Origin of the sequence: Pantoea wallisii (assembly GCF_002095485.1) — a bacterium.
Taxonomy (GTDB): Bacteria; Pseudomonadota; Gammaproteobacteria; order Enterobacterales; family Enterobacteriaceae; genus Pantoea; species Pantoea wallisii.
In genome coordinates this window covers 18,670-40,534 of sequence record NZ_MLFS01000049.1, presented here as the reverse complement: position 1 = coordinate 40,534, position 21,865 = coordinate 18,670, and the positions used below count along the sequence as shown (strand labels likewise).

The 21,865-nt window shown below is 51.3% G+C and carries 20 protein-coding genes, 1 other RNA gene and 2 pseudogenes; 9 read left to right on the top strand and 14 right to left on the bottom strand.

Annotated elements, in window-relative coordinates:
- From HA48_RS16390 to HA48_RS16380, 3 genes are all read right to left on the bottom strand, one after another.
- Nucleotides 1–441 (bottom strand): ABC transporter permease (locus HA48_RS16390; protein WP_128602277.1); only part of this gene is annotated, 441 nt, incomplete at its 3' end.
- Complete coding sequence (locus tag HA48_RS16385) at nucleotides 438–1,490, bottom strand: ABC transporter permease (protein ID WP_128602276.1); 1,053 nt, start codon at nucleotides 1,488–1,490, stop codon at nucleotides 438–440. The genes HA48_RS16390 and HA48_RS16385, both read right to left, overlap by 4 nt.
- Nucleotides 1,490–3,058: an ABC transporter substrate-binding protein gene (locus HA48_RS16380; protein WP_128602275.1), complete on the bottom strand. Its 1,569-nt coding sequence runs from the start codon at nucleotides 3,056–3,058 to the stop codon at nucleotides 1,490–1,492. The genes HA48_RS16385 and HA48_RS16380 overlap by 1 nt, the downstream gene beginning before the upstream one ends.
- Nucleotides 3,059–3,831: 773 nt before the next feature.
- Between HA48_RS16380 and mgtA the strand changes: the two genes are divergently transcribed.
- Complete coding sequence (mgtA, locus tag HA48_RS16375) at nucleotides 3,832–6,552, top strand: magnesium-translocating P-type ATPase (RefSeq protein ID WP_128602274.1); 2,721 nt, start codon at nucleotides 3,832–3,834, stop codon at nucleotides 6,550–6,552.
- Between the two features lie 143 nt (nucleotides 6,553–6,695).
- Nucleotides 6,696–7,366 (top strand): annotated as a pseudogene (locus HA48_RS16370) (SDR family oxidoreductase).
- A 38-nt stretch (nucleotides 7,367–7,404) separates the two neighbouring features.
- On the opposite strand, the gene HA48_RS16365 reads toward HA48_RS16370, so the two are convergent.
- From HA48_RS16365 to HA48_RS16355, 3 genes are all read right to left on the bottom strand, one after another.
- Nucleotides 7,405–8,061, bottom strand: a complete 657-nt coding sequence (locus HA48_RS16365; protein WP_128602273.1) for an epoxyqueuosine reductase QueH — start codon at nucleotides 8,059–8,061, stop codon at nucleotides 7,405–7,407.
- A gap of 121 nt (nucleotides 8,062–8,182) precedes the next feature.
- Nucleotides 8,183–8,635: a hypothetical protein gene (locus tag HA48_RS16360; protein ID WP_128602272.1), complete on the bottom strand. Its 453-nt coding sequence runs from the start codon at nucleotides 8,633–8,635 to the stop codon at nucleotides 8,183–8,185.
- Between the two features lie 159 nt (nucleotides 8,636–8,794).
- Nucleotides 8,795–9,151, bottom strand: coding sequence for a hypothetical protein (locus tag HA48_RS16355; protein ID WP_128602271.1), 357 nt, complete (start codon nucleotides 9,149–9,151; stop codon nucleotides 8,795–8,797).
- Between the two features lie 385 nt (nucleotides 9,152–9,536).
- Here HA48_RS16355 and HA48_RS22980 point away from each other — a divergent pair.
- The 3 genes and pseudogenes from HA48_RS22980 to HA48_RS16345 all read left to right on the top strand — a co-directional run.
- A pseudogene (locus HA48_RS22980) lies at nucleotides 9,537–9,695 on the top strand (RNase A-like domain-containing protein); the annotation flags it as partial.
- An 11-nt stretch (nucleotides 9,696–9,706) separates the two neighbouring features.
- The gene (locus HA48_RS16350) at nucleotides 9,707–10,045 is read left to right on the top strand and encodes a contact-dependent growth inhibition system immunity protein (protein ID WP_128602270.1); all 339 of its coding nucleotides are present in this window, start codon (nucleotides 9,707–9,709) and stop codon (nucleotides 10,043–10,045) included.
- 830 nt (nucleotides 10,046–10,875) lie between these two features.
- The gene (locus HA48_RS16345) at nucleotides 10,876–11,676 is read left to right on the top strand and encodes a DUF3800 domain-containing protein (RefSeq protein WP_128602269.1); all 801 of its coding nucleotides are present in this window, start codon (nucleotides 10,876–10,878) and stop codon (nucleotides 11,674–11,676) included.
- Between the two features lie 297 nt (nucleotides 11,677–11,973).
- On the opposite strand, the gene HA48_RS16340 is transcribed toward HA48_RS16345, so the two are convergent.
- Genes HA48_RS16340 through HA48_RS16315 form a run of 6 tightly spaced genes read right to left on the bottom strand, consistent with a single transcriptional unit; the run spans nucleotide 11,974 to nucleotide 15,935 of the window.
- On the bottom strand, nucleotides 11,974–14,289 hold the full coding sequence (locus tag HA48_RS16340; protein ID WP_128602268.1) for a primase-like DNA-binding domain-containing protein: 2,316 nt from the start codon (nucleotides 14,287–14,289) through the stop codon (nucleotides 11,974–11,976).
- Nucleotides 14,290–14,303: 14 nt separating this feature from the next.
- A complete protein-coding gene (locus HA48_RS16335; protein ID WP_128602267.1) occupies nucleotides 14,304–14,645 on the bottom strand; it encodes a DUF5375 family protein in 342 nt (113 codons plus the stop codon).
- The gene (locus HA48_RS16330; RefSeq protein ID WP_128602266.1) at nucleotides 14,632–14,898 is read right to left on the bottom strand and encodes a hypothetical protein; all 267 of its coding nucleotides are present in this window, start codon (nucleotides 14,896–14,898) and stop codon (nucleotides 14,632–14,634) included. Before HA48_RS16330 ends, HA48_RS16335 begins: the two co-directional genes overlap by 14 nt.
- Nucleotides 14,895–15,419, bottom strand: a complete 525-nt coding sequence (locus HA48_RS16325) for a host cell division inhibitor Icd-like protein (protein WP_128602265.1) — start codon at nucleotides 15,417–15,419, stop codon at nucleotides 14,895–14,897. Before HA48_RS16325 ends, HA48_RS16330 begins: the two co-directional genes overlap by 4 nt.
- A 13-nt stretch (nucleotides 15,420–15,432) precedes the next feature.
- Complete coding sequence (locus HA48_RS16320; RefSeq protein WP_128602264.1) at nucleotides 15,433–15,681, bottom strand: hypothetical protein; 249 nt, start codon at nucleotides 15,679–15,681, stop codon at nucleotides 15,433–15,435.
- On the bottom strand, nucleotides 15,678–15,935 hold the full coding sequence (locus tag HA48_RS16315) for a helix-turn-helix transcriptional regulator (protein WP_128602263.1): 258 nt from the start codon (nucleotides 15,933–15,935) through the stop codon (nucleotides 15,678–15,680). Before HA48_RS16315 ends, HA48_RS16320 begins: the two co-directional genes overlap by 4 nt.
- A gap of 522 nt (nucleotides 15,936–16,457) precedes the next feature.
- Between HA48_RS16315 and HA48_RS16310 the strand changes: the two genes are divergently transcribed.
- The 4 genes from HA48_RS16310 (at nucleotide 16,458) to HA48_RS16290 (ending at nucleotide 20,056) form a co-directional block, all read left to right on the top strand.
- Nucleotides 16,458–17,174: a hypothetical protein gene (locus tag HA48_RS16310; protein WP_128602262.1), complete on the top strand. Its 717-nt coding sequence runs from the start codon at nucleotides 16,458–16,460 to the stop codon at nucleotides 17,172–17,174.
- Nucleotides 17,171–17,422, top strand: coding sequence for an ogr/Delta-like zinc finger family protein (locus tag HA48_RS16305; protein WP_072215516.1), 252 nt, complete (start codon nucleotides 17,171–17,173; stop codon nucleotides 17,420–17,422). The genes HA48_RS16310 and HA48_RS16305 overlap by 4 nt, the downstream gene beginning before the upstream one ends.
- A 730-nt stretch (nucleotides 17,423–18,152) precedes the next feature.
- Entirely contained in the window at nucleotides 18,153–18,710 is a 558-nt protein-coding gene (locus HA48_RS16295) for a Pycsar system effector family protein (protein ID WP_128602260.1), read from the top strand.
- On the top strand, nucleotides 18,707–20,056 hold the full coding sequence (locus HA48_RS16290; protein WP_128602259.1) for a nucleotide-binding domain-containing protein: 1,350 nt from the start codon (nucleotides 18,707–18,709) through the stop codon (nucleotides 20,054–20,056). Before HA48_RS16295 ends, HA48_RS16290 begins: the two co-directional genes overlap by 4 nt.
- A 32-nt stretch (nucleotides 20,057–20,088) precedes the next feature.
- Here HA48_RS16290 and HA48_RS16285 read toward each other — a convergent pair whose 3' ends face one another.
- Complete coding sequence (locus HA48_RS16285) at nucleotides 20,089–21,279, bottom strand: integrase domain-containing protein (RefSeq protein WP_128602258.1); 1,191 nt, start codon at nucleotides 21,277–21,279, stop codon at nucleotides 20,089–20,091.
- Between the two features lie 192 nt (nucleotides 21,280–21,471).
- Nucleotides 21,472–21,834: a transfer-messenger RNA gene (ssrA, locus tag HA48_RS16280) on the bottom strand.
- Between the last annotated feature and the right edge of the window lie 31 nt (nucleotides 21,835–21,865).

The window sequence follows — 21,865 nt, the reverse complement described above, 5'->3', positions numbered from 1 at the left end:
TATCAAGCCAGGGCCGAGCATCGCAACCAGCGCCAGCGCAATCACCAGATTCGGCAGCGACAGAAAAATATCCGTGATGCGCATCAGCACGCGCTCGGTCCAGCCGCCTACGTATCCGGCGGTGATGCCGATCAGCAGACCCACCGGAATCGTGAGCACCAGAATCAGCGACACCAGCAGCAGCGTCGGGCGCGCACCGTAAATCACGCGGGAGAGCAGATCGCGACCAAAGCCGTCGGTGCCAAACCAGTGCTGCGCAGAGGGCGCCAGCAGGCGCTGGCCAATGGTTTGCGCGTTGGGATCGAACGGCGCCAGCAAGGGGGCAAACAGCGCCATCGCCACCAGAATCACCACCAGCGTCAGGCCGATGGAGAGCGAGGTCACACGGGCGCGCCGGCGACGCGGGCGCACGGTTTCCAGTTCATGCAGTTGTTGAGTCATCGGGTTCTCGGATCGGTTAACCAGGTAAGGGCATCAGCCACGGCATTGAGCAGAATAAAGCAGCTGCCAATTAGCAGCGTGGCACCGAGGATCGCCGGTACATCGGAAGAGAAGAGGGCGTTGGTCATATAGCGGCCCACACCCGGCCAGGCGAACACGGTTTCTGTCAGCACTGAGCCCTCCAGCAACGTCGCGTACGAGAGTGCGATAACCGTGATCAGCGTGCCGAGTACGTTGGGGAAGATATGGCGCAGCAGAATACGGCCGCGACCGGCGCCCTTGGCGCGCGCCAGAATCACATACTCTTTGCTGCTCTCTTCCAGCAGCGCGGCGCGCAGCAGACGGGTAATGCCGGCCATCGCCAGCAGGCCCAGAATCACTACCGGCAGCCACAGGTGAGCGATGGCGTTACGGAACATCTCGGGATCGCCCGACAGCCAGCTATCGATCAATACAAAGCCGGTTCGCGGTTCAAGGGTATAGATCCAGATATCATCCAGCTGGCCTGGCCCGGCGGACCAGTGCAGCACGGCGTAAAACAGCAGCAAACCCAGCAGGCCAAGCCAGAACACCGGCACCGAATAGCCCAGCAGCGAAATAAAGCGCGCCACGTTATCGATAATGCTACCCGGTTTCCAGGCGGCTAACAGCGCCAGGGCAACACCGAATACGGCAGCGAAGATCATCGCGCAGGTTGCCAGCTCAAGCGTGGCCGGGAAGGTACGCAGCAGATCGGCGCTGACGGGCTGATTGGTAAGATGCGACAGGCCTAAATCACCGCGCGCCAGGTGGCTGATGTAGCGCCAGAACTGCACCAGCACCGGCTGATCCAGCCCGAGATCGTGACGCACCTGCGCGTAAGTGGCTTCACTGGCGTGATCGCCGGCAATCTGCTGTACCGGATCGACCGGCGAGAGATGTGACAGCATAAACGTGAACGCTAACAGACCGACCAGCGTCACCAGCAGCGAAAGCAGGCTGGTGACGAGGCGGCTAACGCGCTGCCAGAGTGGCCGGGCGAACCCGGCTCTGGATGACGAGACTGCCATTACTTCTCAACCTGCGCGTAGTAGACCATGTCCGGGTTGATGCCCTGTACATAACCCTTCAGGTTATCGCGCAGCGCAATCAGGTTACGCGCCTGTAAGCCAATCACATACGGCGAGTTCTTCAGCACTTCGCGCTGCATCGCCTGGTAGAGCTCGACGCGCTTATTGCTGTCGGCTTCGGCGGTGGCAGCCAGCGTCTGCTTGCTCAGCGCCGGAATGTGCCAGTCAGAGCGGTACGCAATGGTTTTGCTGCCATCTTCCGGGTTATACGCGAATGAAGCGGCATTGGTGTTGGGATCGAAATAGTCCGCGCCCCATGCGTTCAGGGTGGCCTCATACTGATGCGCTTTCACGCGCGTAGAGACTTCAGAGCTGAGGCCCGGCTGAACCTCCACTTTCACTCCACCTTTGGCGAAGCTGCCCTGCAGTGCCTGCGCGATGTCGAGATAGGGTGGCTGATTGCTGGTGGAGAGCGTAAAGCTGACGTTGGTCAGTCCGGCTTTCTTCAGAATCGCTTTGGCTTTTTCCGGATCGTAGCTGTATGGCGTGTCGTTCAGCGCGCCGGGGAAGCCTTTTGGCAGGAAAGTCTGATGCACTTCGAACTGGCCTTTCAGCAGATCGTCGGCGATGCCTTTATAGTCAAACAGATAACGCGCCGCTTCCCACAGGGCCGGGTTTTTCAGGACCGGGTTTTTACCCACGTTGAACTGGATGTAGTAGAGCGATGCCATCGGAATCGCTTCGGTTTTCACGCCCGCTTTACCTTTCAGTGAGGCGATCTGATCGGCACCCAGGTTACGCGCGATATCAACATCACCCTGTTCCAGCAGCAGACGACGCGCAGCCGGTTCCGGCACGTTTTTGATCAAAATATTTTTCAGCTTCGGCGCGCCCGCCGGCGAGCTGGGGTTTGCGCTCAGCAGCACCGCCTCATGCAGTACCACTTTGCGGATCTGGTAGGGGCCGCTACCTGCAGAGTGCGTGCCAAGCCACGCATGACCAAAGTCTCCGCTCTTCGCGTTAGCCTGCGCGGTTTTCTCATCAATGATTGACGACACCGGCGCTGAGAGCAGGCTCAGCACATAGGCCGGGCTGACGTTAGCGCTCCAGCTAATCTGCACGTGGTTGTCATCAACCTTTTTCAGGAACGTGTCCACATTGTCTTTATTCCAGCCGAGCTGGGTAAGAATAAAGGAGGGATCAAGGTTGAGTTTTACGACGCGGCCCAGGGAGAAGATCACATCTTCCGGGCGCAGCGGATTGCCGCTGGCGAATTTGGCATCTTTACGCAGCTCAAACGTCAGGCTGCGGTTATCGCTGCCGGGCTGCCATGACGTTGCCAGCGTGGGTTTGAGGTCGGTCGGATTGGAGGGATCGGACTGTACCAGGCGTTGATAGATGTTAGTGAACGCTTGCACTGTGGTCAGTTCAAAGCCCTGTGCCGGATCGAAGCTATCCGCGTCATCCGTTGACTGTGCAATCACCAGCGTATCTTTAGGTGTGGCGGCCTGGCTGGAAAAGGCGGCAACCAGCGAGAGCGCCAGCAGTGAGGGAATAATTTTTTTCATGTTGTTTCCTTGCCTTAGAAAGTAACGCGAGTGTACGAGAGCGCTACAGCTAAGAATAGTCAATTTATGGCTATGCATATGCTTTATAGTTCTAAGTGCGGCGGTTCAGTTATAAGCCCGCATCGCGCGATCCGCGTCAGGGGCGTTTTTAAGCAAATTTATTAAGACAGAATGTTATTAAAGAGGGGCGTGAATTATCAACCAAACGGCAACAGAAATTAAACCGATCTTAACGCCGGGATAATTACCTTTACTTCATTGAGTCGATAAATATAATAGCCGCAACTTCACACAGGAGAGTTTCGTTGGACAGTCACCCTTATCAATGGCAATACAAGGCAAGCTGACGCGCAAACACTTTTGTCGCTGCTTGCCAACACGGCGGGCAGCAATCCTCACCTTTTTCTGATGATTGTTCCCTGATAATGACGTAGCAGCGGGCTCAGGTCCGTAGGGGTTTCATCATGCATATGATTTTTAACACACTTTTCCCTCCGCCTTCCACAGCGCGCTAATCGTTAGCCTGCTGTTCTCGCCTGCACGTTAAACGCATCATTGCCGTTTATTGTGCCGGAACAGAGCGCGTATCTCTTTTTCTCACGCTTATTGCGTGTGATTCTCTGCGCCCTTTATTTCCGGGAGGTAATATGGAAATTCCCGACAGGTTACTTTTAATTTAAACGCGTAAATAACGTGAAATTGCGTCCCTTTTTATTGTGTGCTGCGCACGCAGGGATATTTATTGCCGTAAAAAAGAGAAGAGGAGTGTCATCATGACTGACATGAAACTCAATCAAAATAAAAAAGCGTGGCGTGCCATTCGCCAGTCACACCAGAAAATGCCCTGGCTCATTGAGCGCGAAGCCGGGTTCAGCGCGGACGAAACGCTGCTGCGCTTGCGCAGTGATGCACAAGGCCTGAGCGAGCGGGAAGCCGAAGCCCGACTGAAGGTCTATGGGCACAATGTGGTCGAACACGATAAAGCGCCGCCAGCCGGAGTGCAGCTGCTCCAGGCTTTCAACAACCCCTTTATCTATGTACTGATGGCGCTGGCCCTGGTGAGCTTCTTCACAGATTACTGGTTGCCGCTGCGCCGCGGCGAGGAGACTGAACTGACCGGCGTGATCATCATTGTGACGATGGTAACCCTGAGCGGGTTGCTGCGCTTCTGGCAGGAGTTCCGCACCAACAGAGCGGCGCAGGCCCTGAAATCCATGGTACGGACTACCGCCACCGTGCTGCGCCGCCCGTCACCGCAGGATGCGCCGGTAAAACGCGAAACAGAGATCGGCACGCTGGTGCCGGGCGACATTGTCCTGCTCTCCGCGGGCGATCTGGTGCCTGCTGATGTGCGGCTGCTTGATTCGCGTGACCTGTTCATCAGCCAGGCGATCCTCACCGGCGAGTCCCTGCCGGTGGAGAAGTATGATGTTACCGGCCACGTCACCAGCAAAACCGCCAGCGCCAGCCAGCCGGGTGCCTCTCTGCTGGAGCTGGGCAGCATCTGCCTGATGGGTACCAATGTGGCCAGCGGCAGCGCGAAAGCTGTGGTGGTGGCTACCGGTAACGAGACCTACTTTGGCAGCCTGGCAAAATCGATTGTGGGTCAGCGCTCACAAACTGCGTTCGACCGTGGCGTAAGCAGCGTCAGCTGGCTGCTGATCCGCTTCATGCTGGTGATGGTGCCGGTGGTACTGCTGATTAACGGCCTGACCAAAGGCGACTGGCTGGATGCTTCACTGTTTGCGCTGGCGGTGGCGGTCGGCCTGACGCCGGAGATGCTGCCCATGATTGTCAGCTCCAACCTGGCAAAAGGGGCGATCGCGCTTTCGCGGCGCAAAGTGATCGTTAAACGCCTGAACGCCATCCAGAATTTGGGCGCGATGGACACGCTGTGTACCGATAAGACCGGCACGCTGACGCAGGACAACATTATTCTTGAGCATCACCTCGATTGTGCGGGCGTGGAAAACTCACGCGTACTGATGCTGAGCTGGCTCAACAGCCACCATCAGAGCGGAACGCCAAACCTGATGGATCGCGCCATCCTGCGCTACGGTAAAGATCGTATCAGCACAACGATGGGGGATTACTACAGCAAAGTGGACGAGCTGCCGTTTGATTTTGTGCGGCGCCGCGTCTCGGTGGTCGTGCATGATCGCCGCCTGAATCAGCAGCTGTTGATCTGCAAAGGCGCGGTGGAAGAGATGCTGAGCATCGCCAGCGCAGAGCGCGAGGGCAAACGAATTCAGCCACTGAATGCCACCCGCCGCGACGAGCTGCTGGCGCTGGCGCATCAGTACAATCAGCAGGGCTTTCGCGTGCTGCTGGTTGCCAGTCGCCCGTTAGCAGAACCAGGCTTAGCGCAGCCGTTAAGCGTGGCCGATGAGCAGGGGCTGATCGTTGAAGGCATGCTGACCTTCCTTGATCCGCCTAAAGAGAGTGCGATGAAAGCGGTTAGCGCGCTGCGTGAGAACGGCGTTAGCGTGAAGGTGCTGACCGGTGATAATCCGGTGGTTACCGCGCGTATTTGCCAGCAGGTGGGCATCGACAGCGGGGAGATTATTACGGGCGAGCAGCTGGCCGCCATGAGCGACGAGCAGCTGGCGCAGACTGCGGACAGTCACGCTGTGTTTGCCAAACTGACGCCGCTGCAGAAGTCGCGTCTGGTTCGCGCGCTACAACAGCAGGGACACACGGTAGGGTTCCTCGGGGACGGTATCAATGATGCGCCAGCGCTGCGTGATGCGGATGTCGGCATTTCCGTGGATAGCGCAGCGGATATCGCTAAAGAGTCCTCTGACATTATTCTGCTGGAGAAGGATCTGATGGTGCTGGAACAGGGCGTGATGAAAGGGCGCGAGACGTTCGGCAATATCATCAAGTATCTGAACATGACCGCCAGCTCTAACTTTGGCAACGTGTTCTCCGTGCTGGTGGCAAGTGCATTCATTCCGTTTCTGCCCATGCTGGCGATCCATCTGCTGATTCAGAACCTGATGTACGATCTCTCACAACTGGCGCTGCCGTGGGACAAAATGGATCGCGAGTTTCTGCGTAAACCGCGTAAGTGGGATGCGCAGAACATCAGGCGCTTTATGCTGTGGATAGGGCCCACTTCGTCGATTTTCGACATCACTACCTTTGCGCTGATGTGGTATGTGTTTGCCGCCAATACGCCGTCTATGCAGTCGCTGTTTCAGTCTGGCTGGTTCGTGGAGGGTTTGCTCTCGCAGACGCTGGTGGTGCATATGCTGCGCACCCGCAAGATTCCGTTCATCCAGAGTCGTGCGGCGCTGCCGGTGCTGCTGACCACGGCTGGCGTCATGATCGCCGGGATTCTGCTGCCGTTCTCACCGCTCGGCAGCATGGTGGGGCTGGTGCCGCTGCCGTGGAGTTACTTCCCGTGGCTGCTGGCGACACTGCTGGGTTACTGTCTGGTGGCACAGGGTATGAAGCATCTGTACATCAAACGCTTCGGCCAGTGGTTTTAAGCGGGAGGGACTATGCGCAGACCGGATCTTGATCGTCTCGTGTGCCACCTGCTGATAAGTGTGGCAGTCATCGTCGTGCTAACGTTAGTCCTGCGTTAATTCAAGAAAGGGCAGCCAGGCTGCCCCCTGACAAAGGTGACACCATGAGCCAACAGCGAGCATTAATCATCGGCGCCTCCAAAGGTATTGGCATGGCCGTTGTAGAGCAACTCCTGCATAGCGGCTGGGACGTAACGGCTACTTATCGCAGCACCAGCATTTCCCTGCAGCATCCGGCGCTACGCTGGCTGGCGCTGGATATCACGGATGCGCAGCAGCGCACGCAGTTTGTGCAGGCGTTAAGCGGAGAGAAGTTTGACTACGTGCTGGTTAACGCCGGCATTCTTGGCCCGCAACACTCACTGAGCGAGGTTGACGATGCGCAGTTAAGCGAGCTGTTCTTCACCAACGCCGTGGCGCCAGTGCGCATGAGCGAGAACCTTGTGCCGCTGCTGCGGGATCGTGATAGCGTGCTGGGCATTACGACCTCGCAGCTTGCCAGCCTGACAGAGAATCCGGATGCCACGCTGCCGCTCTATTCGGCCAGCAAGGCCGCGTTGAATATGTTGAGCCGCGCGCTGGCGAAGCAGATTGAACCGCAGGGGATGACGCTGCTATCGCTGCATCCCGGCTGGTAAAAACCGACATGGGCGGCGAGGGCGCAGATATTACCGCAGCAGAGAGCGCACAGGGGCTGGTGGCGCAGATGCAGCGGTTTAGCGGGCAGGGCGGCCATCATTACGTGGAGTACAGCGGCAAAACGCTGGCGTGGTGACTTAACAGCAGCGGCTGATGATTGTCAGCCGCTGTTTTTTACTCGTCCGGCGAGTAGTACTGCACGCCGATCTCAATACGTTCCCGACCGCTGGCGACGCGGTGCCGGTTGGTATCGCGCAGCGAGTAGATGCAGCCGCAGTACTCCTGCTGATAAAAGCGCTCCCGCTTGCTGATCTCAATCATGCGTGATGAACCACCGCCTTTACGCCAGTTGAACTCCCAGTACAGCATATCCGGATATTTTGCCGCCGCGCGGACACCGCAATCATTTATCTGCTGCATATTCTTCCAACGCGAAATCCCCAGCGAACTGGTGATAACCGGGAAGCCGTGCTCATGCGCATATAGCGCGGTGCGCTCAAAGCGCATATCAAAACACATGGTGCAGCGCACGCCGCGCTCGGGTTCCCACTCCATGCCGCGTGCACGATCAAACCAGTTATCTTTGTCATAATCCGCATCAACGAACGGTACGCCAAACTGCTCGGCAAAGCGGATGTTCTCCTCTTTGCGCAGCTCATACTCTTTCAGCGGATGGATATTCGGGTTGTAGAAGAAGATGGTGTAATCAATGCCGGATGCCAGCATCGCTTCCATGACCTCCCCGGAACAGGGCGCGCAGCAGGAGTGCAACAGCACTTTGTTTTGGCCGCCAGGCAAGGGCAGCGGTTGGCGTTTGAAAGAGTCGGACATAAGCAGCGTTTAAGGTTAAGGGTGATGCGGCAAGTGTAGGGGGATTGGGGGTGAGATGCAAAGCGTGGCCATAACCTGTTTAGCCTTAAAAGGGCTGTCACCAGCCTGGGACCTGGCGCAATCAACCTTGTGTCGTCGTGATATTCATGATCTTCCCCAGACGATTTTTTCGTTTAACGCCTTTGGGATCGCCCAGGAAGGGCAGTTTAAAGCGCGGTCTGTTTTCGATCTCTATATGCCAGATGGCATCACCAATAAACCTGAAGCTTAAGCGGTTATCACTTATTATTAGTTGCTGGAACAAACCCGAACTATATGCACCGCCGAGGGTAATAATCTCTTCGATACCCGCAGTGAGAGAGCAGAGAATGACGGTGAGTGACTCTTCATAAATAACATCATCAGTCAGGAACAGCACATAGCGTCCTGCACTCACCTCTACTGCCGCTTCAAGAATTTTTCCGGACACGATAAGTCCGGTTGGTTTTTGATCCAGAAGGAGTTCTGAACGCGCCTGAGCAATATCAGTGGCTTCCTCTATTTGAAGCAGCGACAAGTTACTTGTTCTTCTCATTAGCGCTTTTTCTTTTAATGTTCGGCTGGAATGAACAGGATATTGGCAGAAGTTTAAACCTGGTAAGGCGTTTTAATCCATAAAAAATGCCTGATGCAGGGCATCAGGCATTTATGTTCATAACCAGTTTTGCTGACTCTGTTGAATCAGCCGAAGAAGTTATTCAGTCACTTTCTTCTTCAGATCGCTGGCACCCTCTTTGGTTTTGTTCCAGCCTTTCTGCGTACCTTCTTTGGTCGCATCCCAACCTTTTTCAGTATCTTCTTTGGTCTTATTCCAGGTCTTCTGCGTGCCTTCGCTCGCTTTGCTGCTCAGGTTATCGCTTTTGCCTTGAGCGGCATGCTTGGCTTTAAGCTGTTGCTCTTCACCCTGATGCTGCGCCTCATGCAGTTTCTCTTTGGCGGTGTTAGCACCCGCCTGTGCATTGGCTACGGTCTCATCTGTCGCATGTGTAGTGGCAGCAAAAGCTGAAGAAGCCAGAAGAAGCGCTGATACTGCAATAAGTGTCTTTTTCATCATATTCCCTCATTGAACGTCATTAGTGTTATGAGCGTAGTTAAGAGTGGCACAGAGAGCAATATCAGGCTTTAGGATAAAACTGTAAGTGAATCATAGCGCTGTTACAGGGAAACGACATATGGCGTACAGGCCTACGTTTTAAAGGAGGCTGGTTTGAGGGTAGAGACGGATGTGCTCTAACCAGGCAGAACTGTAATGGCTATGCGATCCACACATAAACAGACACGCGTGCTTGAGGCTTTAAAAATGATCATAAACTGCGATTTTACAGCAAAAGATGAAGCGGGGATCACAGGGCGACTGAACAATTATTGTCCGTAGTGCGCGCACATAATAGGGTACGTGCTATAGAAAACACGGTAAAGCATATGGTCCAGAGTTAAAGTTACCTTTGAAGCATCGTTTTAATAGCCCGGTGGGTGTCTATATTAATAAAGCTACTAACCAGGTTAAAAACACTTATGGTGCGAGAGTTATAATAAAAGCACGTCAATACCACAATAAGCTTTATTTTATAGTAACGGCTTACCCTGTGCCTTAAGAGATAGAGTTATGGATACAGATACTTCTAAACCGTGTGAACTTGATACGCTGGTGATTGTGTATTTTGGACAAGATTGCGATTTAATTGATGAGGATTGTGATTTTGATGAATTACTTAATGACTATTTGAGAACGTCCACGTCTTTTTCATTAAGAATGCTTTTGGCTAATTTGAAAGAGCTGGAAGAGCAAACAGATGGATGTGCAATTTTGATAGCCCGCTATCGTGGCGAATTCGCGCCGGAAAGATGGGGTATGACAGCTGAACAGTGGCTGAAATCTGTTGAGAACAGAGTTATTGAACATTTGCATGCTGCAGGGCATTCTTCAGAGTCGTCACAGTTTTGAAGTGTGGACTTATTGCATTAATGGAATCGGTAAATAGAAGAAACAGGTATTTATCTTGTGCATTACTCGAAATGTGTGGTTTTCTATAAGGTGATTTATTATGATTTATTATGCAAGAGCATTTCACGGGGCTGGCGGAGTCTGAATAATATTCGCAAGCTCATGTAAAATTGAGGTTTTATCTAATTCAACTTTGTTCCGTGTACCTAAACGTGTACCAATTATCGGATCTCATCTCTCGGAGCTGCTCAGCTTGGATAACGGATGCATGGCGCCATAGCTGAATAAAATGATTTCCAGGAAAAGTGTTCACACTGTTCACTTTATATTTTTATTATTTACATTCATTAGCTTAGGTAGTGATGGGTTTAAGAGGAGATGTACACTAGTGTGCACTGAGGGAGATTACCTTTGTTTAGGGGATAAAAAACTGGCAAAAGCCGGTATATGTGAGGTGATGTTATCAGATGCTGCATGCTGGCAATGATCAGATCTGTGCCAAGACCAGACAATGCTGTTATCAGTTTATATTGATTGACGGAGAGTAGCTCAACTGAGCTGGATAAAGCGCCGTTTGCTATAGCTGTAACCAATTTGATGATATCAGTTGCCATATTCTCACTTATGTCAAAAACGGCCGATGCTTTGTGATAGGCTGAGAAATGTTGCTTCTACCCACAGGGAAGACTCGAAGTTGTGGAACGGTAGAAAGGGAAAAGAGAAGGCCCACCAAAGCTAGCCTGCCAGCTTGATATTAAAGCGATCTTTATCAATAGCTTACATTTGTGGTTAAATAACCAGCTTGGGACGAATCCGATGCGAGCTTATCAATGACTGATAGTGATAACCCCGGTAAATTAATCTGGCACGTTGCTTGTGACGAATCAGGCATTGACGGCCAAAGGTTCTACGGCTTCGGCAGTTTATGGATGAAGTATCAGCGACGTGGAGACTTTGCTCGAGTAGTTAGAGAGTTACGCGATAAACATGGTTTCTATGAAGAGATCAAATGGCAAAAAGCCCATTCGAAGCGATATGCCGAATTTTACAATGAACTTATCGAGTTGTTTTTCAAGGTTCCATGGTTAGCGTTTCACTGTATCGTAATCGAAAAGTCTATGGTGAATAAGACATATCATAATGGCGATTATGATATTGCAAGAAGGAAACATTTCACGAAGCTGCTAACTACAAAAATAAGCAGCGTAATATCAGCCCATCCCGATAGAGAAAGTTACTTTAGAATTGAGGTTGACCCAATAGCGTCTCGTTATAAGAAAGCTGATGAAGAGTTTCATGTTATTGCTAACAACATACTTAAAAGGAAATTTGGCAGGCCTGAAATTATTTCTCGCGTGGTGACAAAGGATTCCAAGTCATCTGAGAACATTCAAATAGCGGATTTTTTTCTTGGTGCAGTCATGTGTGCTTATCAGGGGAAAGCTTCCTCTGAGGCAAAAATCTCTATCTCAAATAGGGTTGCTTCATATCTTGGCTGGGATAATTTGCAAAACGATACATGGCATACCGAAAGGAAATTTAACATCTGGTATTTTTATGACTCAACGAAAGGCCCAAGAGATATAGACACAAAATCAGTGCGCTTGAGGTATCCACTGCCAAAAAAATAAAGGAGCCGACCTCACAGCCGGCGCGGTTGGAGTACCAGACCAATTATCGAGTCGAAGTTACCAACTTGGCGGTTTTCTTTTGGGAGCCGCCTCTTCATTCCCAAAACTTGATATAAAGATCATACATCCTTTTCACAGATCGTCAATCATCCCGATAGTAATGACCTGATCCACGTTGATTCGTATAGGATGTTGTTAACAATGCCCACTCATTGCATACAGCTGACCTTGGCTGACGTTAGTAATAGCCTAAAATATAAAAAACCGGCCTGAGCCGGTTTAAGTGATGTAATGCTATTAGCCGCTGCACGAGGGCAGCCAGTCAGCTTCGCTGTCTTCGTGCAGTGTGAGATTGGTCTGTATACCGTTATTCGTCCGGCGCTTGAGCAGTACACGTTCATACTCTTTCAGCGTCTGCGGCACCGCTTGACCGAAAGCCGTCAGGCTGAGCGGGTGCTGATGGCCGCGCGATTCCATAAATGACAGATACGCATGGTAGAGATAGCGTTTCGGGTTAATCGGGCGAATGTTGGCGTTGCCGATAAACAGTCCGTTCGGCGTGCTTAGCGGCATCAGATAACCACAGAAATCAACCAGTGGATCAGCTTGGCGCTTTATCTCCAGCGCTTCGCCGGATGACTGCTGCGCCTGCAACAGCTCGCGCGCTTCATCTGGTGACACGAAGCGCTGCATCAGATGACGAACAATGACAGCCAGCTCGTTGCTGATTTTATCCAGCAACTGCGGGTCACGCTCATTAGCCGGTATTACCTCCGGGAACGTCAGGATTACCCGACGGCGCGACACGCCGCCGCTGCGATCGCTGAAGCGCATTGGGTTATTGTTTACTGCCAGAATCACCGCCGGGATGTGTGTGGAGTAAGCATCGCGATATTTCGGATCGATGGCCACCGCATCGCCGCCGGTAATCGCCTTGATGCCCGCGCCGTCGCCGCTCCATTTCTCCTGATCAGGCAGGATAATCAGCGAGAAGCCCACCACGCTGGCGCGCTCGCGCGAGGATTCCAGCGTGTCGATAGTGGCTGACGTGGTATTGTCTTTTCCGGCCAGCAGAGTGGCTATCGAGGCCATGACGCTTTTACCGCTGCCGCCGGGGCCGGTAACTTCGAGAAACATCTGCCAGTCGTAGCGGTTTGCCAGCACCATAAATAACGCCGCGAGAATGCGCTCCTGCTTGTCGTGATTATGCCCGGCGGCCCGCGTTAACCAGCGCCAGAAGGCCGGGGCGTGGTCTGCGAGGTTTTCACCCGGACGCGGGGCGGTGTAATCCACACTGTTGACAGTGCGCAGCCAGTGCTCGCGGCGGTGCGGGCTGAAGGTGCCTGTCGTGGTGTCATACACGCCGTTACGGAAACCAATCAGGCGGCGGGACGGTTTACCCATCTGCGGCACCATCAGCTTGAGCGTGTCCAGCACGCTGCCGATACCGGCGGCCGAGAACGGTGCGCGTACTTTCTGAAACAGCGCGGCGATTTCCCGGCGCAGTGTCTTCGCCTCCATCACCTGCCATGCGCCGTTCTCATAGCGGCAGATTTCCTCCCCGACCGGCGGCACGGCCAGCGCCTCTCCGTAATGGGCGACCAGCAGCTCAGCTTTCTGGCTGGCGCTCATTGCTTTCAGGTCAGCCTCGCTGACGGATTCAAACGGGCTGAAAGGCTGCGGCTGCGTGAAGCCGTTGAGCTGCGCCTGCGTGGCGATATCACCCTGCATCTGCCATACGTCGTTCCAGTCACCCGCAACCGGCGGCAGGGCGGCTTTACCGCCACAGGCTTTCGCCGCTTCCTCTGCCTTTAACTGGCCGGTGCCGTTGTTGTCGCGGTCAGCGGCAATCATCATCAGCGCGCCGGGGTATGACTCACGCAGCCGCTTTGCCAGTGAGGGCAGGTTGTTGGCGCTCAGCGCCACGTAAACCGCCTGCCCGGTCAGCCGGTGCACGGTCAGGCCGGTTGCGTATCCTTCAGTGAGCCACAGCGTTTTGCCATCCGGCTCACCGGCCAGCCAGTATGTGCCTTTCACCTGTCCGCCGGGCAGGGTGCGCTTGTCGCCTGCGGCGCTGATGAGCTGCACGTTAATGGCGGTACCGTCCTCGCCGGTCAGCGGGATAAGCACATCCCCGGCGGCAAAGCTGACACCACCACAGCGCAGCGCCTCCCCAAGTGTGAGCGCCTGCGTGCCGTGTAGCCCTTTCGCTGAAAGGTAGGCGTTGTCCGTGCGGCTGACGGCAGCGGCTATAAGTGCCTGCGCCCGTGCGGCGGCGTCTGCCTGCGTGCGGCTTTTTTCTGCGGCTTCATCATGCATAACCGGGGCTGACTCCGGCAGCGTGCCGAGCATTCCGGCCACCTTCATGGCGGCCTCTTTAGCGCTGATACTGAGCGCCTTTTCCACAAGGTTAAGGCCGTCACCGGCCCCGCACTGGTTACACAGCCACGTTCCGCGCCCGTCCTGATTGTCGAAGCGGAAGCGGTCTTTACCGCCGCACGCCGGGCAGGCACCGTGTCGCCCCCCGGCGAGCACGCTAATACCGAGGGCAGGCAGAAGCTGCGGCCAGAATCCGGTGGCCGCCTTAACGGTGTCAGAGACGATATGTTTCATCTGCATTTTCTCCCTCAGTGCAGCATGATGCGGCTGGCGGCCGCAAGCTGGCTGCGGAAAAGTTCATCCATCATGGTGACGCCGAGCTGCGTCAGCCGCGGCGGTGCGGTCAGCAGGTCCGGCTCAACCATATCGCCCAGCATCGTGCAGGCCATCTCCATGCCTGCGTCCGGGCCGTGGCGACGCACGTAAAATCCTTCCAGTTCGAGCGCGATGGTCATCTGTAGTTCGTCGAGCGTTGCCGAAACGGTGATGCCCAGCGTTGTGCAGGCGTTGAGATAACCCTGCGCCAGCGCGCGGCGGTAAACGGCAGTGCGTACCTCAACGGGCAGGCATGAGTGATTAACGGTCATCATGGCGGGCCTCCGTGGCTAACATGCGGGATTCACAGGTTTCAACGACTTTACCGAGTTGGTCGGTGAGCAGGGCGACGACCGAGGCCAGCGCCGCGCCGTCCGGCACGCAGCCTCGTGCGCTCATACCGTTCACCGAGTCGAACATATCAAGCACGGTCACGCCGACCGCATGCGCGTGGAGCAGGCCCAGATAGTCAGCGTGGGGAATGGGATAGGTCTCACTGTTATTCAGGCGCTTTGTGAGCGTGTTCATGCGGCCACCGCCTTAACCGGTAGACGGCCGGCAAAGGACAGGACGTAATCGCGGGCGAGGCTGGCGCGGGCGCTTCGCTCATCGCCGGCCACGGTACGCAGCATGCAGGGACGTGCGGCTGCATCGGTGCGGCGTATGGCGGCAAAAATAAAGGTGAATTCGGAACGAGACGTGCAGAAGATCACTGCCATGATGAATAACTCCTTTGTTAGCTGAAAAGAGCTACCACAGAAGTTCTCACGCTTGGGTGGTAGCCCGGACGGGGGTGAGAAACCGGCAACAAAGGAAACCGGCCAGCCCGAAGGCTGCCCCGCCCGGGCCACCATTACGCAGATGGCGCAACGGCGAAAGAACCGTTGCCCGGATAATGGGTGCACTGAGGCGATGACACAAAAAAACACGCCTAGCGCGTGTTGTGTCGCCTTTGTTTTGCTCGGGTTCTCACGCCCGGCTGCCGATTTTGCGGCAGCACGAAAACTGTATAACGGGCGCTCGCCAGAGAAAAGCCTTTTTTTACACATCGGGGTGTTTTCCTCAGCAACCGGTCAGGACGTGATCGGATTGCGGCGGATTTGATCGGAACTCCCCGTCCCCTTTCTTTGCTTTCTGCCAGGCAGGCTTCGTTTTTTGACTCAGCACGGAAATATGGCCGTGGATCCCACCGGTAAAGGCTGGTGCGGCAGCGGGTTTGCCGCTGACGGCTGAAGTCAGGATTTCTGCGACATAAGTGGCCTCTTCGCGGGTGAGCGGACAGGTTCTCGTGCTGATATCCAGCGTAATCATGCTGTACCTCCGGCACGTTGTGCGATGCGGGCTTGCATCCAGCCGTCAATCTCTGACGCCAGCCAGGCAACATTTTTACCGCTGAGGGAAATCTGCGACGGGAACTGCTCACGACTGATTAAGTCGTAAATGGTTGAGCGTGACAGGCCACAGGTGCTGATGACTTCCGGCAGGCGCATGAAGCGGTCGCGCGGGTAAACAACATCGCGCATTACGGGAACGGCAGGGGCTGGTAGGGATGAAACTGCGTGCATGGTGTTACCTCATTATGAGTCCGGCCGGTGCTGCCCGGTTCCGGTGGTGTCTTTAGGTAACCCCCTATTTTGAGAATATTTTTCGGTAAGTAAACAAGTGTCCGGCTTGCTGAGATAAGTACGCATGATTATTTTTTAACCATCGTTTGCCATTAAATTGCAATGAACTGCAAACATTTGCCATTTGCAAGTTTAAGGCAATCAAAAGGATGTTATTGATAGGATTAAACGCTGAAAAAGGCTCGCCAGAAAAAAGCTGTTGTCTGGAGTTGCGTGAATACGGGTGAATACTAAGTGAAGACTTAATTTTAAAGTGTTCACAACCTTAATTACTGTATTTATTATCTTTTTTGTCTCAGTGAATACTAGTGAACAGTTATATAAGAAATATAATCTCTTAAGGGGCTGTCTCGCACCGGTTGTTCCCTTGTCTGCTCATCTACAGGCGGAAAGTAATGAAATGCGCTGTCCTGTGGTACACGACAGAATGGCCTCATCCTTTACAAACGATGAGAGACCACCATGACCACCCCGGAACAGAAACCTGCATCACTGGAACGCTTCGAGAAAGCCCGCGCTGAACATACCGAAAGGATGAAAGCCTATAACGGCATCTGCGCCGATATTGCCCGCTGTGAAAAAGAGCAGCAGGCGGCCATCGAGGCAGGGAAAGAAGCTGAGAGCAACTGGCGCAAGAGCTTCCGCAGCCTGCGAGGCAATCTCACTGACGAGCTGCGCGCCGAACATTCTCAGCGCATCGCCAGTCGGGAACTGGCCGATGAGTTTGGCGGACTGCTCAAAGAGCTGTCGCTGGATAAGCAGGAGGCGATGCTGAAATGCTGCGGCAGTGGTAAAGAGTACGTGGAATCACACCGGGAGGCGTTTACCGGGTTCGCGGATGCACACTGGCAGTCAGCCCTGCGTAACGTAAGTCCGTCGCTGCTGTGGGCTATTAAGCTGCGTCTCCGTCGTGAAGAACTTTCCCCGACGTTTGCCGGAGACGACCGCGATAGTATTAATGACGTGGCTTATCTGGTTGGTGAAGCGCTGACGCGGGCGGCTGCTGCTCTGCCAGACAGCATACTAAATGAGGCACCGCTGCTGGAAAATATTGGTCTGTATCGCCCGCCGTTAACGGGTATTGATATGGAGCTTTACCGCCATCCTATGCGCCGCCAGAAGCTGGCGGAATCAATCCGGGCGCAGCGTGCAAAGCTTCAGGAGGGCAGCCAGAAATGATGCACTGTCCATACTGCAAAAGCGCAGCACATACCAAATCGAGCCGATATATGTCCGAACAGGTGAAAGAGCGTTATCACCAGTGCACTAACCTGGACTGCTCCTGTACTTTCAAGACGAATGAGAGCATTACAAAGGTGATTACCGCACCGCCACAGCCGGAAAACGTACCGGAAGTACCACCGGAACCGGCAAGAGAACGTCAAACGCTGGGACGTTATGGTTCTGCATTCCGGCAGGTTCATTAACCCACACCGCCGCTGCCTGACCAGCGGCTTTTGTGTGCCTGTCCTTTACCTTTTTGAAGCCCTTTTTCTGGCCAGCCGCTTTGTAAAGAGCCGTGCATGTATAGCATGCATGGATCTGCATGCAAAACTATGCATCGCTCTCCACCGTTCAGGCCATACCGGGCGCGGCTTTGACCGCATTATGCATCTGCATGAAAAGTGATGCATAAAGCGGGCAGGCGTGGCGGGGATAGCATTGCGCGCCAGCATATAATGAATGATCAAACCGCAGGAATTTCAAGTGTTATGAGCTTTGCAGCAATTAGAGGGTTTGGCACTAACAATATCTGCTGATGATATTGTGAATACCTCAACATTTTTGACTAAAAACTAAAGATTTACTTATTATTTGCGAGTATATGTAGTACTGTTGAACTACATACCAATCAAACATGATCTCATGTAGAGCTTAGCTTTCCTGCTAGCTTTAGCAGCCAAATCAATGTGTTAATTTAGATAAAAAATGCATTAAATTCATGCGTGAATAAATAAATGATAATTTTAATTATTTTTTAATAGGGCTAGGCGCTTTTTGCGGATTTGAATGGCAAGTTTAATAATAAAGAAAATTAAGTGAAAAAATATTCTAATTGAATTGAATTGAATTATGAAATGAGTGGTGGGTTGGTGTTTGTATATTGTTTTTAGGGTTGATTTATGTTTTTGTTTTAAAGAACTCGTGAGAGGGTGTATGGATATTGAAAAGAATAAAGAAAGAATTAAATTGCAGTTTGATGTGATTAAAAGGACGGATGGGTATATTTCAACAACTAATAATAAGGCTGCACTACTCCTTGCTGCAAATGGAGCGTTAGCGACGATTTTCACCAATAAGATAAGTGAGTTTTCTAATCTGTTTGGTAAGAGTGATGCTTATAGCCTTGTTTTTTTTGTTTTTATTTTTTTAATTTCATCATCGATACTGTTATCGATTTCATACTCTTTGAAAAGCATAGTGCCAGATATGAGGACAAGTACTTTAGAGGATGCTAATGCACTTTCAAATATTTCATTCGTATATATATCAAGAAATAGTGATTACAAAGAGTATTATAATAAATTTAAATCCGTTTCGGAAGATGAAATTCTAATTGACATGTGCGAACAAAGCTACATTCTATCAAATATTGCAAAGGTTAAATTCAATCATTTTTCATCAGCAGTTGGTTGGTCCAAGTTTGCGTTTGTCGTTATCATTATTCTGGTTATTTTGAAGTTTATTGACTACATTAATGGAGTTTTCGCATGAGCCTGAAAGCTATTACAGAGAAAAATTTCAAAGGTATTAAAAGTACTGCAATAAGAAAATCTATGTCAATGGATAGTAGGCCTGATTTCGGCATGGAATCATATAGATATGACAGTGTTGAAATTTCAGAGTCTTTTTCAACAAGTCCCAGTAATTTTATTGAATATGAATATCAAAATGAAATAAGGCCATATTTCAGCAAGGCAGGGGTGAATGAACATAGGATCGGTACTCACCCGGAATTAGCAATGCTGAACGGTTTGAATACTACTCACAGTCAATATGTAGTAACAATGTTTATTGATATTAGAAAAAGTTCAAGGCTATCTCTACTATTGCCTCTAGAGCAAGCCTATATAGTCAAGAATAGAATATTACAAGCATGCATTGATATAGTAAGGGCGCTAGATGGGTATCCCCATAGGTTGATGGGTGATGCACTAATGGCTTTTTTTGGACGCTCAGATGTTTTAAAGGAAAATGCTATTGCTGATGCAATTAATGCGGCATCAACATTAAGGCTTATACTTACGGATTATATATTTCCTTCTCTTAATGATGATTTAGGTACAGATATTGATTTAGGCGTTAGGATTGGTTTGGACTACGGTTCGGAAAATGAAGTTATATGGGGCAATTTTGGATTAGGGGAGTCTTGCGAAGTAACTGCATTAGGATTGCCAGTCGATATGACTGCTAAACTTCAACAACTTGCTGACAAAAATACAGCTATGTTAGGCCAAGGTATTTTAGATTATGTCGATTTCCCGAATGAATATACAAAATACAAATTAAGATCTGGCGAAATAATGAGGTATATTGAACCAAACATAACAGATGGAAATGGCAAGTCAATAGATAGAAGAATAAAGCTTCTTGACATGAATGCATATCAAGATCTATTGCCATTTAAATTGAATGATAAGAAGATGGCGTCATCAGTGTTGTACCCTAATCATTTTTCATTTCAATGCTTCACCATTAATAATGAAGTTGAAGTTGAATATAAATCACTTTCAGTTTTCTTATCTAAGCACAAGCTTATAAAGTTTAAACTGAAAATATTCCCCGGAATTGAAAAATTAAACATAACTTTCTGTAAAAGAAATCATGGTAAAGAAGCAGGCGATGACTTGGCAGAAGACTTGAATGTAAGCTTAACAAACGGTTTGCTTCAAAAACAAAATGGGGCTGATCGTGTTTATCTTGAAAGTCATCTCGGGTTCCAAACATTAATCGTTCCGGAGGCAACCTCTTTTAGAGGTTTACATACAATGGAAGTTATAATCAGGGGGGAAGGGGCTTCAATATTTTATCGGAACATAATAGGTGTTTATATTCTATGAACCAAAAGGCAGCCATCATGGCTGCCCAATTATCAATGCTTTTTGACTTGTAAACCCCACCAATTCATTAGTTCGGTTCTTTGACTTAAGTATGTAGAGCGATTATAAGCTTTTCTAACTTCATTTTTATCACTATGGGCAAGCGATGCTTCAATCACATCAGGATTAAAACCAGCTTCATTCATTGCTGTACTAGCTATAGATCTCAAACCATGAGCAACAAGTTTCCCTCCATATCCTATCCGTTTTATAGCAGCATTTGCTGTTTGGCTATTCATTGGTTGTCTAGGGTCGTTTCGGCTTGGAAATACATATTGTCGGTTGGCGCTGAGAGGACGCATGACCTCAAGAATCTCTAGAGCTTGTTTCGATAACGGAACGATATGTTCGCGCTTGGCCTTCATGCGTTCTGCTGGAATAACCCAAAGTTTCGAATCCAAGTCGATTTCTGCCCACTCTGTTCCCGAGGCTTCTGAAGGTCTAACCAGGGTGAGTAGTTGCCACTCTATTAAACATCGGGTAGCTATTGAGAGATTGGACATCACTAATGAACGCATTAGCTTTGGCAGTTCTTCCGGTCGTAATGTCGGCATGTTTTGCTTTTTGGGTTTTTCAAAAGCCATCCCAACACCTGAAGCAGGGTTAGCATCAATCAACCCGGTGTTGACCGCATAAATCATGATCTCGTTAATACGCTGAACAAGACGGCGAACTGTCTCAAGCGCTCCGCGCGCTTTGATAGGCTCAAGCGATTCTACTATCGTTCTAGCTTTAAGTAGTTGGACAGGAATTTCACCAATAGCGGTAAAGACATCTTTTTCCAGCGAACGCCAAATATCCTTCGCATAATCCTCGGTGACGCTTTTGCTTTTGAGCTGAAACCATCTCCCAGCCACAACTGAGAAAATGCTATCCAGCTCAATTTGTCGTTGCTCTGATACTTCCTCTTGCTGTTTTTGCGGGTCGATCCCTTGCGCAAGCAGCGACAAATATTGGTCACGCATCTGGCGTGCAACAGCGAGCGTCAGGGCAGGGTAAGAGCCAAGGCTAAGATTTGTGCGGCTGCTGCTATTTGGCCGCTGATAGCGAAAACGCCACAGCTTCTTACCTGATGTTTTGACGAGCAGGAAAAGGCCGTCGCCATCATGTAGTGTGAAGTCTTTCTCTTGAGGCTTAGCTTTGAGGATTTCGTTATTGGTGAGTGGGCGTGTCATCCGCGCCATGACTGGTTTCCGTCCATAATTGGTACACGTTTTTGATGCACATTATAACGTGTACCAATTCGTGTACCAATTATCTGTGGATTCAGGCGGATCGTATCGGACGGTTACAGACACAAAAAAGCCCGCAGGGCTTGTGCCGTGCGGGCTTTCAGGACTTCTACGGATGGCTCTGGAACCATCTTTGAAGAATTTTGGTGGAGCTGGCGGGAGTTGAACCCGCGTCCGAAATTACTACACCGTCGGCACTACATGCTTAGTCAGTCTTTACATTCGCCTGGCAGCTGCGGACAGACACGCCACTGACAGACTAGCCTGATTAGATTTAATGCTTCAACCCCAGGCAGGGCATCCACACGATCTCTTTTGGGTTTGACCTCTCTTGATCCCCGTCTTAAGAGCGGAAGCTAGGGAGAGAGGGCTTCAAAGCAGGTTATTAAGCTGCTAAAGCGTAGTTTTCGTCGTTTGCGACTATTTTTTTGCGGCTTTTTACGAGGCAAACCGCCCCTCGGCATGCTCCTAAGGCTTCACAATCCCGTCGAGTCCAGAATCAGCCCCAAGAAACTACAATACTACAGAAAGATGACTG